At 46.1% G+C, this 13,749-nt stretch carries 14 protein-coding genes; 7 read left to right on the plus strand and 7 right to left on the minus strand.

The genetic code is table 11. From position 1 onward, the window contains the following. Positions 1-765, plus strand: coding sequence for a 2-dehydro-3-deoxy-D-gluconate 5-dehydrogenase KduD (gene kduD / locus ACINLD_RS16190; protein WP_026588990.1), 765 nt, complete (start codon positions 1-3; stop codon positions 763-765). Positions 766-823: 58 nt separating this feature from the next. On the opposite strand, the gene ACINLD_RS16195 is transcribed toward kduD, so the two are convergent. Next, on the minus strand, positions 824-1,957 hold the full coding sequence (locus ACINLD_RS16195; RefSeq protein WP_026588991.1) for a zinc-dependent alcohol dehydrogenase: 1,134 nt from the start codon (positions 1,955-1,957) through the stop codon (positions 824-826). 153 nt (positions 1,958-2,110) lie between these two features. Here ACINLD_RS16195 and ACINLD_RS16200 point away from each other — a divergent pair, with 153 nt between their 5' ends. Beyond that, entirely contained in the window at positions 2,111-2,251 is a 141-nt protein-coding gene (locus ACINLD_RS16200; protein ID WP_179115683.1) for a hypothetical protein, read from the plus strand. A gap of 37 nt (positions 2,252-2,288) precedes the next feature. On the opposite strand, the gene ACINLD_RS16205 is transcribed toward ACINLD_RS16200, so the two are convergent. Next, positions 2,289-3,659: a sugar porter family MFS transporter gene (locus tag ACINLD_RS16205; RefSeq protein ID WP_026588992.1), complete on the minus strand. Its 1,371-nt coding sequence runs from the start codon at positions 3,657-3,659 to the stop codon at positions 2,289-2,291. A 309-nt stretch (positions 3,660-3,968) separates the two neighbouring features. Here ACINLD_RS16205 and ACINLD_RS16210 point away from each other — a divergent pair, with 309 nt between their 5' ends. Continuing rightward, positions 3,969-4,925 carry an LCP family protein gene (locus ACINLD_RS16210; protein WP_026588993.1) on the plus strand — a complete coding sequence of 319 codons (957 nt, stop codon included), beginning with the start codon at positions 3,969-3,971 and terminating at the stop codon, positions 4,923-4,925. A 169-nt stretch (positions 4,926-5,094) separates the two neighbouring features. Beyond that, on the plus strand, positions 5,095-5,955 hold the full coding sequence (locus tag ACINLD_RS16215; protein WP_026588994.1) for a Cof-type HAD-IIB family hydrolase: 861 nt from the start codon (positions 5,095-5,097) through the stop codon (positions 5,953-5,955). A 32-nt stretch (positions 5,956-5,987) separates the two neighbouring features. Here the strand turns inward: ACINLD_RS16215 and ACINLD_RS16220 are convergent, their stop codons facing one another. The 5 genes from ACINLD_RS16220 to pgsB form a co-directional block, all read right to left on the minus strand. Then, a complete protein-coding gene (locus ACINLD_RS16220) occupies positions 5,988-7,205 on the minus strand; it encodes a C40 family peptidase (protein ID WP_035428666.1) in 1,218 nt (405 codons plus the stop codon). 455 nt (positions 7,206-7,660) lie between these two features. Continuing rightward, on the minus strand, positions 7,661-7,828 hold the full coding sequence (locus tag ACINLD_RS16225) for a hypothetical protein (protein WP_410207077.1): 168 nt from the start codon (positions 7,826-7,828) through the stop codon (positions 7,661-7,663). After that, positions 7,825-8,994, minus strand: coding sequence for a CapA family protein (locus ACINLD_RS16230; RefSeq protein WP_026588996.1), 1,170 nt, complete (start codon positions 8,992-8,994; stop codon positions 7,825-7,827). The genes ACINLD_RS16225 and ACINLD_RS16230 overlap by 4 nt, the downstream gene beginning before the upstream one ends. 19 nt (positions 8,995-9,013) lie before the next feature. After that, positions 9,014-9,463 (minus strand): poly-gamma-glutamate biosynthesis protein PgsC, encoded by a 450-nt coding sequence (pgsC, locus tag ACINLD_RS16235; protein WP_026588997.1) that lies wholly within the window; start codon positions 9,461-9,463, stop codon positions 9,014-9,016. A 15-nt stretch (positions 9,464-9,478) separates the two neighbouring features. After that, complete coding sequence (pgsB, locus tag ACINLD_RS16240) at positions 9,479-10,660, minus strand: poly-gamma-glutamate synthase PgsB (RefSeq protein WP_026588998.1); 1,182 nt, start codon at positions 10,658-10,660, stop codon at positions 9,479-9,481. A gap of 825 nt (positions 10,661-11,485) precedes the next feature. On the opposite strand from pgsB, the gene ACINLD_RS16245 reads away from it, so the two are divergent. The 3 genes from ACINLD_RS16245 to rbsD are packed head-to-tail and all read left to right on the plus strand — an operon-like array spanning position 11,486 to position 13,741. Then, positions 11,486-12,475 carry a LacI family DNA-binding transcriptional regulator gene (locus ACINLD_RS16245; protein WP_410207078.1) on the plus strand — a complete coding sequence of 330 codons (990 nt, stop codon included), beginning with the start codon at positions 11,486-11,488 and terminating at the stop codon, positions 12,473-12,475. After that, positions 12,468-13,349: a ribokinase gene (gene rbsK, locus ACINLD_RS16250; protein WP_077736067.1), complete on the plus strand. Its 882-nt coding sequence runs from the start codon at positions 12,468-12,470 to the stop codon at positions 13,347-13,349. Before ACINLD_RS16245 ends, rbsK begins: the two co-directional genes overlap by 8 nt. Beyond that, positions 13,346-13,741, plus strand: a complete 396-nt coding sequence (gene rbsD, locus ACINLD_RS16255; RefSeq protein WP_026589001.1) for a D-ribose pyranase — start codon at positions 13,346-13,348, stop codon at positions 13,739-13,741. Before rbsK ends, rbsD begins: the two co-directional genes overlap by 4 nt. The last annotated feature ends 8 nt before the right edge of the window (positions 13,742-13,749 follow it).

The following is a 13,749-nucleotide window of genomic DNA, read 5'->3' on the forward strand; positions in this document are numbered from 1 at the left end:
ATGGGATATCTTGAATCGTATTTTTCCCTTGAAGGCAAAACGGCGCTTGTCACAGGACCCGCTACAGGCATCGGCCAAAGCATCGCCGCAGCGCTCGCAAAAGCGGGAGCCGATGTGATCGGCACAGCCCATGCGAGCGGGCTTGAAGAAACAAAACGGCTCATTGAAGAAGCCGGCAGGACGTTTACATCATATCAGCTCGACATGAGCAGCCTTGATGAAGTTGAATCTTTTACAAAAGAAGTCCTTGCCCGTCATCAAATCGATATTCTCGTAAACAACGCCGGAACGATCCGCAGGGAGAAAGCGGCTGAGTTTTCCCGGGACAACTGGGAAACGGTCATCAATGTCAATTTGAACAGCCTGTTTCTGCTCTCACAGGCCGTCGGCCGGCAGATGATCGAACACAGGCAAGGAAAAATCATCAACATCGCTTCGCTCCTTTCGTTTCAAGGAGGCATTCTCGTACCGGCTTATACGGCGAGCAAGCACGCAGTGGCCGGACTCACCAAATCGTTCGCCAATGAATGGGCCGCTTTCAATGTACAAGTCAATGCGATTGCGCCAGGCTATATTAAAACCAACAATACAAAGCAAATCCGCGACGATGAAAAGCGGAACGCCGAAATTTTAAAACGGATCCCGGCGGAGCGCTGGGGGGAGCCGGCTGATATTGCCGGTGCGGCATTGTTCCTTTCGTCCCCGGCTTCAGATTATATGAACGGCCATGTTTTAGCTGTTGATGGCGGATGGCTCGCAAGATGAATGTTCCGAGGCTGCCGGCATGTTGTCCGGCGGCCTTTCTTGCTGCTCTCGCCTTTCTCTACGGCTTCAAAATGACTTTGATACAGTCATCCTCATGGTCGTTGAACAGATGATACGCCCGTCCGGCTTCTCCAAGCGGAAGCTGATGTGTAATGATTTCTTTCGGATCGAATTCTTCGCCTTCAATTTTTTTGAAAATCTCCGGCATTAAATGAATAACCGGCGCCTGCCCCATTTTCAGCGTGATATTCCTGGTGAAAAACGCCCCCAGGGGAAACATGTTGTAGTTGCTTCCATATACACCGGTGATCTGCACCGTTCCGCATTTCCGAACCGCCTTTGTCGATATCTGAATCGGCCCCAGCGTCCCGCCCTGCAGCTTTAGTTTTTGTTCAAGGTATTCAAGCGGCGATTTTTTCCCGTCCATTCCGACGCAGTCAATGACGACATCGGCGCCGCCTTTTGTGATTTCCTTCAAATGCTCTCCCATGTCGGGATATTCTGTGAAATCAAACACCTCGACACGGTTTAAAGCTTTTGCCTGTTTTAAACGGTAATCCAAATAGTCAACGGCAATGACCCGTTTGGCGCCCTCCATCCAGGCAAACTTCTGCGCCATTAATCCGACCGGACCGCAGCCGAGCACAATGACGGTGTCCCCTTTTTTGACGCCCGCATGAAGGACACTCCAGTAGGCGGTAGGCAGGACATCTGACAAAAATAACAATGATTCGTCCTCAAGCTCGCATGATTCCGGGATGACAAACGGCGTAAAATTGCCAAACGGCACTTTCAAATATTCCGCCTGGCCGCCCGGATGATTGCCGAATTTCTCCGAATAGCCGAAATATCCGCCTGAATCATAATGCGGATTGGAATTGTCGCACTGGCTTTCCAGCTTGTTTTCACAATAATAGCAATGTCCGCAGGCGACGGTAAACGGAATGACAACCCTGTCGCCTTTTTTCACCTTTGTCACCTCAGGCCCTGTTTCCTCTACGATTCCCATCGGTTCATGTCCAAGCTGAAAGCCTTTCGGAAGCGGAAAATTCCCTTGGTAGAGATGCAAATCAGAGCCGCAAATCGCGGTAGAGGTAATTCGGACGACGACATCGTCTTTCTTTTCAATTTTAGCGTCCTCCACTTGACTGACTTCAATATGCTTAGGCCCTTGAAACGTTACAGCCTTCAATCGTCCACACTCCCATTTTTTACAGGTTATTGATAGTGTGGACAAGGCTGAAAACTTGATTCATCTTTTTTAAACAAACGTTTCATTAGTTCATATAAAAAACTGAATCATCGGAGACTGACAGACATAAATAAAAGAAACGGAGGTGTTTTAATGCTGCTGCAAATATTGGTCGGGGGCTTATTTGTTTTTGCCGTTTTCTTTATTGTATTCAGAGGGATTAGATCAGGCCATCTGCCCCGACATGATGAGATTCCGCCCGAGGATGAGGGAAGAAATGACGAGTCGAAGTAGCATGTGATGTAAGGGCATAAAGGGGATTCCCCTCCCCTTATGGCCCGGCTGTCCGCGCTTCTGTATTCCGGTTGTTTTTGTGTTTTCTTTTTAAATCCAGCTCAATTTCTTCAAGGCTTTTCCCTTTTGTTTCAGTTACTTTAAAGAAGACGAACAAAAACGCCATAATCCCTATTGCCGCATAGCAAAGGAATAAATAGCTGATGCCAATCAGATCGAGAAGCACCGGAAAGCTCAAGGTCACAATTAAATTTCCTGTATGGAGCAAAAGCGTCGATACTCCGGTTCCGGCTCCTCTGACATGAAGGGGAAACAGCTCGGGCAGCATCACCCAGACAACCGGCCCCCAGCTGACTGCAAACACCGCTATGAACACACCTAAACAAACGACCGTCGTCCATGCCGCAGCAACGGTATTTCCCAAAAAGATATGGATCACAGACAGCACGATCAGACTGATGACCATTCCCGCATTTCCGAATAATAAAAGCGGTTTGCGGCCTACCCGGTCGATCAAGCGCATCGCTGCTAATGTCATGAGCACATTCACCGTCCCGATCCCGACGGTCCCTAAAATAGCCGCCGACTTTTCAAATCCGACATTCGCAAACGTTTTCGGAGCGTAGTATATCATCGTGTTTGTCCCGATAAACTGCTGAAGAAAAGCGAGTCCCAGGCCGGCGATCAACGACGGACGCACCCACGGCTCCAGCAGTTCTTTCAAACCTCCCTGCTCCTGTCTTTCCGCTTCTTTCATTCCTTTGATCTCTTCAAGCACGTTTCCCCTCTTCATTCTGCTCAAAACCGCTTTCGCTTTTTTCTCTTTGTCTTTTGACAAAAGCCAGCGCGGACTTTCCGGCATGAAAAAAATGCCGATCAAAAGACTGATAGACGGTACAAGCGCCAGCCCAAGCATCCAGCGCCAGGCCCCTGACCCGCTGAAAGCATAATTAATAAGGTAGGAAAGCAGAATACCCGTCGTGATCATCAGCTGATTCAATGATGAAAGAGCCCCGCGGGATTCCTTAGGCGCCAGTTCTGACAGATATAAAGGAATAATCGTCGTCGAACAGCCCACTGCAAGGCCCAGAACGATTCTGAAAGCCACCATATATTCCGTGTCGGGCGCAAGTGCCGTACCAAACCCGCCAATGCAAAACAGCACCGCGGCGGACATCATCACCTTACGTCTGCCGAAGCGGTCGGCCAGCTTTCCCGATAACCCCGAGCCGAAAATCGCACCGATTAAAATGGAGCTGACCACGAGTCCTTCTGTAAAGGCATTCAGGTCAAACTCATCTTTGATATAGAGGATCGCCCCGGATATCACGCCCGTATCATATCCGTAAAGCAGTCCGCCCAAGGCTCCAAAAAAATAAAGCCAGGCATTCGCCTTCTGTTTTTTCATCAATGATCCTCCTTTAACAGCTCAAGCTTTTTATGAATCTTTTACCTTATCTCGGATTCCTTAAACATCAGGCTCCCTGTACCATTAAAAGGAAACTAAAATAAATGAAACATTTAGGGCCCGGGCATCGTCATATTAAGGACGGCCAAAAACCAACAGCCAAGCAGTTTCCAATGACTTCCCCTGGTCAAAATGCAAATAATCTAGTACAATGCAAGACTAGGAATCAATTAACTTTTATATCAGAAATTTCACTAACTTTAGTAATAATGGTGCGTTTTTTAATAAATCGAAAGAGGAGTTTGTCAGATGCTACGATCGCAACGAACGAAGAAAAAAAGGTTAAGAAAATGGGTCAAATACTCATTGTTTTTCATTGTTTTACTTTTAACGGCGACAGCGGCCGCAGGCGGCTACGCCTACTATAAAATTGCCAGTGCTTCAAATGATGCGCAGGTCAGCCTTTCCCGAGGAAAACAATCCGTCAAACGGATCAAAGAGTTCAATCCTGAAAAAGACAACTTTTCGATCCTGATGATGGGAATTGATGCCCGTCCGGGACAAAGCATGGATAAGGAACGAAGCGACGCAATGATCCTGGCTACGTTCAATCGAGAAGACAAATCGGTCAAGCTTTTGAGCATTCCAAGGGATTCATATGTGAATATCCCCGGCCATGGCTTTGATAAAATCACCCATGCCCATTCGCTTGGCGGAAGGGATCTCAGCGTAGAGACCGTCGAAGGTTTGCTCGACATCCCTGTCGATTATGTTATTGATGGAAACTTTTCCGCTTTTGAAGAAGTCGTCGATGAGCTGGGCGGTGTTCCGGTTAACATTAAAAAGGAATATATCGTGAAACAAATTACAAAAGATACAAAAGGGAAGGTTCATTTAACAACGGGCGAACAGACGCTAAACGGCGAAGAAGCCCTGGCATACGTCAGAACGAGAAAAGCCGACACTGATTTAATGCGCGGACAGCGGCAGATGGAAGTGATCAAAGCGGTCATCAATAAATCCAAATCGCTGACATCAATTCCTGCATACGACGACATTCTGGATACGATCGGGAAAAACGTGTCGATGAACCTGTCGCTGAACGACCTGATCGGACTGATTCCGTTCGTCACATCACTCGAATCTGTCGATACCCTGCAGCTGAAAGGCAGCGATTATAAACCGGGGAACGTTTACTATTTCCAGCTTGATCAAGAAAATCTTGCGGAAATCAAACAAGAATTAAAACAGCAGCTGGACTATTGATTTGATAAAGGATGATCGCGGATCATCCTTTTTTCTGTTCTATATTTACTATTGAAAAAATTTAAATTTAGGTTTAGCCTTTTACATAAATGAGACCATACTGCAGAGAGAGTTGTTTTTCGTCTTCAAAAAACGGTAAACTGCTCTTATAGGAGGTTATATTTACATAATGAGATTAATTGCGATCGATTTAGATGGAACCCTTTTAAATACGGAAAGCAAAATTTCTGCAGAAAATCGGGCCGCTATCAAAAAAGCGCTCATCTCCGACTGCATTGTGACAATTTGTACAGGAAGAGCAACCTTTGACGTAAAGGAGCTTCTGAATGATTTGGACATTCCGATTATCGCCGCCAACGGGGGAACGGTCCACGATTTTAATTATAAGCCGTTAAGCCGGACCTTAATGGATCGGGAGGCCGGGAAAAAAGCGGCTGAATACTTAACAGACCACCATATTTATTTTGAAGTGTATACGGATGATGCGCTGTTATCTCCTTTTGACGGCGAAGAGAAGCTGAAAGCCGAGCTTGATATCGTAACGAGCGCCAATCCGGATGAAGACCGGGAGACGCTTTGGCAGGGTGCGCTGACTCAGTTCAAGCAATTCGGCATTAAACCGGTTCCCGATATTCGCAGAGTGTTTGACGGAAGCGAAAATATCTATAAGCTGCTGTGCTTTTCATTTGATATGGAGAAACTAAAAAAAGCGAAAGAAGATCTTTCCGCCTTCGCCAAACTGGGGCTCACGTCTTCCGGAAGGCACATCATTGAAATTCTGCCCGCTGAATCGGGAAAAGGGCGCGCTTTAAGAAAGCTTGCCGCCCATTATGGAATTAAGAAAGAAGACATCTACGCCATCGGCGACAGTCCGAACGATTTGTCGATGTTTGCAGAAGCCGGACACCGAATTGCGATGGAGAATGCGATCGATGAATTAAAACATATCAGCACATTTATCACAAAGAGCAATGATGAAAACGGTGTAGCCTATTTTATCAACAAGCTCCTCGAGAATGAATACGAATAAAAAGAAAAAACCGCCTGAAGCGGTTTTTTCCCTTATCGGATTCTGACGCTTCCGACATACTTATCTTTCCAATATTCGCTCGTCTCCAGATCCGTTGTCGTCACACCTGAAGACAATGTGACAAGGACGACTTGTCCATTTCCGATGTAAATGGAAGGAATAAGGACGCTCGTCCCTTGAAAGAAGACTAAATCCCCAGGCTCCAATTCATCCTTTGCGATTTTCTCGCCTGCTTCGTACTGTTTATCGGCGTAACGCGGAAGCTCGACTCCGGCGGCCGTTTTATATATATATTGAATGAAGCCTGACGTATCAAATCCGTCCTTAGGCGTCGTTCCGCCTTTTTGGTAGCCGACTTCACCGATATATTTGATGGCTTCAGTCACAATCTGGTTATCTGCAAGAGACAAACTGTCAAAGCGGCGGATGCCCGTAAATTTCTTTTGCCAATATGAAGCTGATAAATAGGAAATCGTCACTTTATTTGAACGGCTCGCATGAATAAACCTGCCGCCTCCGGCATAAATGCCGTTATGGGAAATTCCCGGCTTATAGGTGTTGCTGAAGAAAACAACATCTCCGGGCTGTATATCCTCAAGCTTCACCTTTCGGCCGACCGCCCATTGCTGTTCTGCCGATCTCGGCAAATAAACCCCGAGCGTCTCGCGAAAAACATATTGCGTCAATCCTGAACAATCAAAGCCAACATCAGGTGAGGCGCTGCCAAACACATACGGAACCCCGATGTAGTCAAGCGCTTTTTGAACGACCGGGTCTTTGGAGACGGCCGGTTCTTTCGTGATTCTTTTCGCCTTGTAATAGCCTGAACTCCAGTATTTGCTGCCTTCCAGCTTTGTAATGGCAACCCCGCTCGATTTCGTGCTGTGAATGATTTGATCATCCCCTAAGTAAATCGCGACATGTGTCGGCCCGTCCGATTCAAGAGCAGCGTTTTTAAAAAAGACGAGATCTCCTTTTTCAAGGCTGTTCCTGCTGACGCTTGTCCCTATGTTCGATTGTTCTTCAACTGTTCTGGGCAGTGAAATATCAAGCGCTTCAAAGACATACTGGATAAAACCGGACGAGTCAAAGCCGTCTTGCGGGCTTTCTCCGCCATAGCTGTATTTCGTGCCTGCAAACTTTTTAGCCGTCTCAGCGATAGATTCGCCGATCGTATCGGCCTGCGCGATCTTGTCACCGGTCAAAAACGACACGCTCCAAAACAATGTGGCTCCAAGTAGCAAAAACATTGCCAGTTTTTTCTTCAATTGATCTGTTCCTCCTCTTCTTTCCTCTTTCATCGGCAGTGACCTGAGATATCTAAAGGGCGGATTTTACAACAATATCGAGCGAATGACGAGAAGAAACGCAGGGCAATCCAACATAACGGAAAGTTTACGAAGGGATAAATTCATAGAAGGCGGTAATCATGAGGTTTCATTCCATCCCGATCTGCTTTCATCTCTTGCAATCCCGGCATTTGCCGCAATTTCTTCAATCCCTTAAAAAGAATACAATAAACGCTATCTTTAACCAACCCCAAAACCGTACATAAATCCTCCTGAATTTCTCTAAACCTTTCTGCCTTGAATGGTTAAGGAATTTGTCGCACATCGCGATTTCAATAGACCAATCTGGCAAAATGTTCATAGGAATTGATCAGTAAACAAAAAAGAGAGCGCCCTCCGCGCTCTCTTTTCTCGGTTTATTGCCGGCCGCCGGCCGTGTTTTCCTGCTGCTTCACTTTCTGAATCTCAGTTGATATTTTGGCTTTTTCATCGGTTGACAGTTCATCGGAGTATTTAAAAGCCGACATGAACGATATGATGAGAACCAATCCTACAAACGGCCAGACCGCTCTGATAAATCTCATTTTTTCGTCACTCCGTTTTCATTGTTTTTTAGTTTGTTTTTATGATCGACTTCAAAAGTCAGTTTTCCGTCTTCTTCTTTCCAATTCAGGTTTGAGCCTTTTGTCAACTGGCGGAAAATCGCTTCTCGCTGTAAGAAGTCGTTTTTGCCCAAAGGTGTCGGCGTTGCTTCGCGAATGTTGAGAGGCGTTACTTCAAATCGGCCTCTGCCGTCGTTCATTAAGTGATACTGAACAAGCGCGCTGTCGCGTGTTCTTGACCAGCCCTGATCAAAGACGAAGTTTCCAAGACTGTAGAAAATAACGGTGTCCTTATATACTTCGATCGGCTCAAGAACGTGAGGATGAGCACCTAAAATAATATCGGCTCCGGCGTCAGCGATGGCTTTCGCCAAATCCTTCTGCCTGTCGTTCGGTTCATTGTCATATTCCTGTCCCCAGTGAACGTGAACCACGACAAGATCCGCTTTTTTGGATGCTTCCGCTATCATCGGAATAAAGATTTTCGGGCTCAGCGGCAGCACTCCTCCCCTGTCCTTTTTGGCTGTAAAGTTCTTCGTGTAGACGTCTGTAAAACCGAGCGTTGCGATTTTTACACCGTTCACATCCTTGTATGAAACGTGCTTTTTGGCATCGCTCAAGTTGCTGCCGGCTCCCACTATATCGAGATTTTCTTGTGAAAACTTATTCAGCGTGTCATTCAAACCGTCTTGTCCGTAGTCCATCGCATGGTTGTTGGCGAAATTCAGCACGCTGAAATTCATCTTCTTCAATGTTTCAACAGATTCTTGCTTTGTTTGCAGATGAATATTTTTCTCTGCCTGCTGGTAGTCTTTTTTATTTGTGACAGGGTTTTCGAAGTTTCCTGTTAGAAAATCTGACACATTAAAGTAAGGCTTTACATTTTTAAAAACACTTTCCGGTCCATACAAATTTGTGACTTTCTCTACGTTTCTGCCCATCATGATATCGCCGACAAAAGTAGCTGTCAGCTTGGCATCTTCTTTTTTGGCCATTTTTGAAGGAGTTTTGGCGCTTCCGACCCAAGTAAAGACAAACATGAGACAGATGATCGCGGGCAATACAATAAGCACGTGTTTATTGGTTTTCTTCTTCTCCTGCTTTGTCAGCTTTAGCAGCTTTTCCTGAAAGTTCAGTTGTTTTTTCATCTTTTTGACACACCTAACTTTAGATTAGATAGTAAGCATACATAATGGCGAATGTTGCTCCGCTTAATAAAAGCGTGCTTCCCAGCGTAATCGTTAATCCTTGTCTTTGGATGGTATTTGCGATCAGCCCCGGAACGATGATCCCGATTCCTCTGAATTCGGCAATTTCAAACGGCATCATCGGGTATATGAAGTCGAATCCGATTTTCAGGAGAATTCCCGTTATCAGCATCGCTGCGAATTTTCTGCGTCCGTATAGAATCATGATTTTTGAAAGTCCGAATTTCACAATGACGTATGTCAGCAGGCTGACGAAAAGAACCAGCAGCATGAAGATCGGCTGATTGAACACGAGTCCCAAATAACCAGGTACGACAAGTCCGGCCGGTACAATTCCTGTTTTTTCTGCAAAAATCAAACTGAGTAAAACTCCTAAAATGAGGGCGATATATAAATCTGATCCAAACATTGTGTTTTCTTCCTCCTAGCTAACGAGCTGCTTAATCTTGTATTCTTGTATTTTTTCGATAAGAGGTTCCGCTGCTCCGTGAATATTTCCGACGCCGTAAATGACGCGGCCCTCCAGCTTGTTTTTCAGCATGAACATGATTTCTTCCGTCGTTTTGTGCTCAAAATCAAACAGCTTGTCCGCAGGAATTTTGCCTGCTTCATATGCTTTGACGATCGGCTCTGTCGTTTCTCCAATCAGCACAAGTTCACTTGCTTCAATAAAGGGAAGGACATCTTCGGCAAATTGCTGTGTTCTGTCCACCCTGTCAGCGCGGCAGTTCATAATGACGATCGGCTGATCTGTAGGGTAGCCTATTTCTTTTACGCGCTTCCATATGTTTAAAGTGGAAGATGCGTCATTCGCTGCAAAACCGTTGACGAAATGTCCCGGGTTTTTGGCGTTCATCAGCGGCAGAATCCTCATCGCTCCCGGATCAGGCGGCGCATTCAGCATGCCTTTAAAGGCGGTTTCTTCGTCAATTCCCAACGCTTGAGCAACCCCGAGTGCAAGGGACGCATTATCAGGGAATACCATGTATTCAAACTGCCTGAGATAGTCATCTGTTATTTTAGAATTGTCTGCGACGATGACTTTTGTGTTCCTTTCTTTTGCAATTTGCTTAAAGAAATCGGTATACTCACTATCAGTAATAACCAAATGTCCGTTGTAAGGAATGGTTGCTGTGAAAGCTTCTGCAATTTCATCCAAAGTCGGTCCCATCACATCCATGTGATCCTCCAGCACGTTCACGATCACGCCGATATTAGCCTGAAGCAATTCTTCCTGAAAGATGATTTGATAATCAGGATTAACGGCCATACATTCACTGACGATCGCATTGGCCCCTCTTTCGACCGTCTCTTTCATGACTTCCTTCTGCTCGCCGATGTTCGGTCCTTGCGGCTTTCTCTTAATCGGCTTTTCTTCCGGTGTGTCCCAATAAATCATCCTTGCATCAGTCCCGGTTGTTTTTCCTACTGTTTTGTAGCCAGCCTCGATTAATATTCCTGTTGTTAATCTGGTCACCGTGGACTTTCCGCGTATCCCGTTGATGTTCACTCGGACTGGCAGGGCGTCGATGTTTTGCTGGTGGCGCCTTTTTTCATAAATGCCGATCCCAACAACGATCACACAGGCTAATAGCATTACCCACATTGTTTGTCTACATCTCCTTCTTGGAATCTGATATGTAAATTCATTCATCAGTATATAGGTTCACTATGAAATCACAATCGGCATTATGTAACAGAAGACGACGAAATTTTCCGTGACAAAGCTCACCTCACTTCCGATACTATTTCCTATCCATCGATTGATAATTATGGAAATCCGGAGTCCTTATATCCTACAAATTTTCTGCATCATTTTTAAGAATACGCTTTCAAAAATCGAAAAATTCGATTCTATACTTTTCTCCCTATTATTTATGAAAGGCTAAAAGATGGGTTTCGGGTCAGCCCTTTATGTTCCGTACTTCGCCGTAATTACGGAAAAACCGCCGGATTCACGCTTTATTCACCGTTTTGCAACGGGTCAAAAAGTCATCAATTGCCGCTGTGAAAAATCATGGAGTCCCATGACCTCCAGACTACATTGCAAAACTTGAAAATCCGCTTCACCATCAAGCGGGATTCATTAGTAAATCCAAACAATTTTTAAGCCGTTCGATTCAGCTTCTTTTTTTCGTTTATAGGTTATAATCCTAGGATTTAAACAGCCATTAATTTTTTTCAACGAGAATTCATCAAACTTTAACATTTTTAATTTTTCTTACTATTCTTATTGTTACTGAATCCGACAAATTTATAATAAATCAACAGATGTGCGGGACTTTTTTCTATTAGAAGCGCCTCAGGGGGGCAGGCTTGCCTGAACATCCCGATTCGTTTCTAATCCATGGGATGATTTTTTTGATTGTGATTTCATGAAGTTCATGATAATCTTTATGTAAACGGTTACACAAGGAAGGAGAACGTCCCGTTGGCTACGATTAAAGACGTTGCACTTGCGGCAAAAGTATCTGTCGCTACGGTTTCCCGCGTGTTGAATGAGACGGGATACGTCCATGAGGAGACCAGGTCACGCGTGATGAAGGTGATGGAAGAGCTGAATTACCGCCCGAATGAAGTGGCCAGATCTCTCTATAAAAGGGAATCAAGATTAATCGGGCTGCTTTTGCCCGACATCACAAACCCATTCTTCCCTCAGCTGGCCCGGGGAGTTGAAGACGAAATTCACAGACACGGCTTCAGGCTGATATTCGGAAACAGTGATGAAAATCTTGAAAAAGAACTCGATTATCTCCAGACATTTCAGCAAAATCATGTCGTCGGCGTCATCTCTGCAACAAATTACCCTGAAGCATCAAATTACAAAGATTTGCCGATGCCGATTGTCTTTCTCGACCGAACCGGGGAACATGCGCCCGCCGTGTTTGCGGACAGCAAGGAAGGCGGACGGATCGCAGCTTCGGAGATCATCAAACGACATTCATCACGCATTACCTTAATCAAAGGGCCCGGCCACTTGCAGACCGCAACAGACCGGTTCAACGGCGCGCTTGACATCTTAAGCGGAGCCGATGTTGATTTTCATGTCATGAAAACCGAAACATTTTCTTTTCAGGAAGCGCAAAAACGGGCGGCTGAGTTATTTTCCGCCTATCCGGAGACAGACGGCATCATTGCCAGCAATGATATTGTGGCAACCGCGGTTTTGCATGAGACGTTGAAGCGGAAGATCAAAGTGCCCGACGAGTTGCAGATCATCGGATTTGATGATATTCCGCAAAGCGAATTGCTTTTTCCTTCCTTATCAACAATCAGGCAGCCTGCATATCAAATGGGAAAAGAAGCGGCAAAACTGCTGCTTAGAATCTTGAAGCATGAATATATTGAACAGCCGGCTGTTAAAATGCCGGTCGCTTTTATCGAAAGACAAACGACTAGAAAGGCGGATGACAATGAGTAAAATATGTGTAATTGGCAGCTCTTCAATGGATTTAGTCGTCACATCGCAAAAACGGCCGAAAGCCGGCGAGACGGTGCTTGGCGATTCCTTTCAAACCGTTCCCGGCGGAAAAGGCGCCAACCAGGCTGCCGCAGCCGCGAGACTGGGAGCGGAAGTCTATATGATCGGCCGTGTCGGGGATGATCATTACGGTCAAGCCATCCTCGCAAACCTTGAAGCGAACGGGGTTTTGACAGACTATGTGGAACCGGTTACAGATATGGAAAGCGGTACCGCACATATCGTTCTGGCAGAGGGAGATAACAGCATCATCGTCGTCAAAGGCGCAAATGATCAGGTTACACCGGAATACGTTCAAAAGGCGCTCACCGCCATCAAAAAGGCGGACATCGTCCTCATTCAACAGGAAATTCCCGAGGAAACGGTTGATTATGTAAGCGGGCTCTGCAAAACGCTCGGCACTCCCCTGCTGCTCAATCCCGCTCCCGCCAGACCACTCCGTCAGGAAACCATTGAAAACGCGTCCTATCTGACACCGAATGAACATGAAGCGGCCATGTTGTTTCAGGGACTTTCCCAAGAGGATGCGCTGAAGCGCCACCCCGGAAAACTGTTCATTACAGAGGGCAAAAACGGAGTCCGCTACCATAATGGAAATGAAGAAAAGCTCGTCCCTTCATTTCCGGTGGAAGCGATTGACACCACTGGAGCGGGAGATACCTTTAATGCGGGATTTGCTGTCGCCCTGTCCGAAGGGAAAGATATTGAAACCGCCTTACGCTTTGCAAACCGGGCCGCTTCTTTATCCGTATTAAAATTCGGCGCTCAAGGCGGGATGCCGTTCAGAGAAGAAGTGGAGCGTGAACTGTCATGAAAAAACACGGCATCTTAAACAGCCATATCGCCAAAGTGCTGGCCGACATCGGGCATACCGATACCATCGTCATCGCGGACGCCGGTTTGCCCGTCCCTTCCGGCGTCCCAAAGATAGACCTTGCTCTCGAGCTGGGGACTCCCGGCTTTCAGGAGGTGACGCGGCTCATTGCCAGCGAAATGGTTGTGGAAAAAGTCACCGCTGCCAAAGAAATTGAAACCGCCAATCCGGAACAAGCCGAATTTTTAAAAACGTTTTTCTCTGAACAGCCGATCGAACATGTTCCCCACGAAGCATTGAAAAAAGCAGCGGAAAAGGCGAAAGCCGTGATTCGCACAGGTGAAGCGACACCTTATGCCAACTGCATCCTGCACGCGGGAGTGATCTTTTAGATGTTCAT

Origin of the sequence: Bacillus sp. z60-11, assembly GCF_046464135.1 — a bacterium.
GTDB classification, from domain to species: domain Bacteria; phylum Bacillota; class Bacilli; order Bacillales; family Bacillaceae; genus Bacillus; species Bacillus sonorensis_A.

Bases quoted from the DNA above. Each gene is read 5' to 3' on its own strand.
- ACINLD_RS16210 (WP_026588993.1), top strand. From the start codon at position 3,969: ATGCTACGATCGCAACGAACGAAGAAAAAAAGGTTAAGAAAATGGGTC.
- ACINLD_RS16220 (WP_035428666.1), bottom strand. From the start codon at position 7,205: ATGTTTTTGCTACTTGGAGCCACATTGTTTTGGAGCGTGTCGTTTTTG.
- kduD (WP_026588990.1), top strand. From the start codon at position 1: ATGGGATATCTTGAATCGTATTTTTCCCTTGAAGGCAAAACGGCGCTT.
- pgsC (WP_026588997.1), bottom strand. From the start codon at position 9,463: ATGTTTGGATCAGATTTATATATCGCCCTCATTTTAGGAGTTTTACTC.
- ACINLD_RS16205 (WP_026588992.1), bottom strand. From the start codon at position 3,659: ATGAAAAAACAGAAGGCGAATGCCTGGCTTTATTTTTTTGGAGCCTTG.
- pgsB (WP_026588998.1), bottom strand. From the start codon at position 10,660: ATGTGGGTAATGCTATTAGCCTGTGTGATCGTTGTTGGGATCGGCATT.
- ACINLD_RS16230 (WP_026588996.1), bottom strand. From the start codon at position 8,994: ATGAAAAAACAACTGAACTTTCAGGAAAAGCTGCTAAAGCTGACAAAG.
- ACINLD_RS16200 (WP_179115683.1), top strand. From the start codon at position 2,111: ATGCTGCTGCAAATATTGGTCGGGGGCTTATTTGTTTTTGCCGTTTTC.
- rbsK (WP_077736067.1), top strand. From the start codon at position 12,468: ATGAGTAAAATATGTGTAATTGGCAGCTCTTCAATGGATTTAGTCGTC.
- rbsD (WP_026589001.1), top strand. From the start codon at position 13,346: ATGAAAAAACACGGCATCTTAAACAGCCATATCGCCAAAGTGCTGGCC.
- ACINLD_RS16225 (WP_410207077.1), bottom strand. From the start codon at position 7,828: ATGAGATTTATCAGAGCGGTCTGGCCGTTTGTAGGATTGGTTCTCATC.
- ACINLD_RS16215 (WP_026588994.1), top strand. From the start codon at position 5,095: ATGAGATTAATTGCGATCGATTTAGATGGAACCCTTTTAAATACGGAA.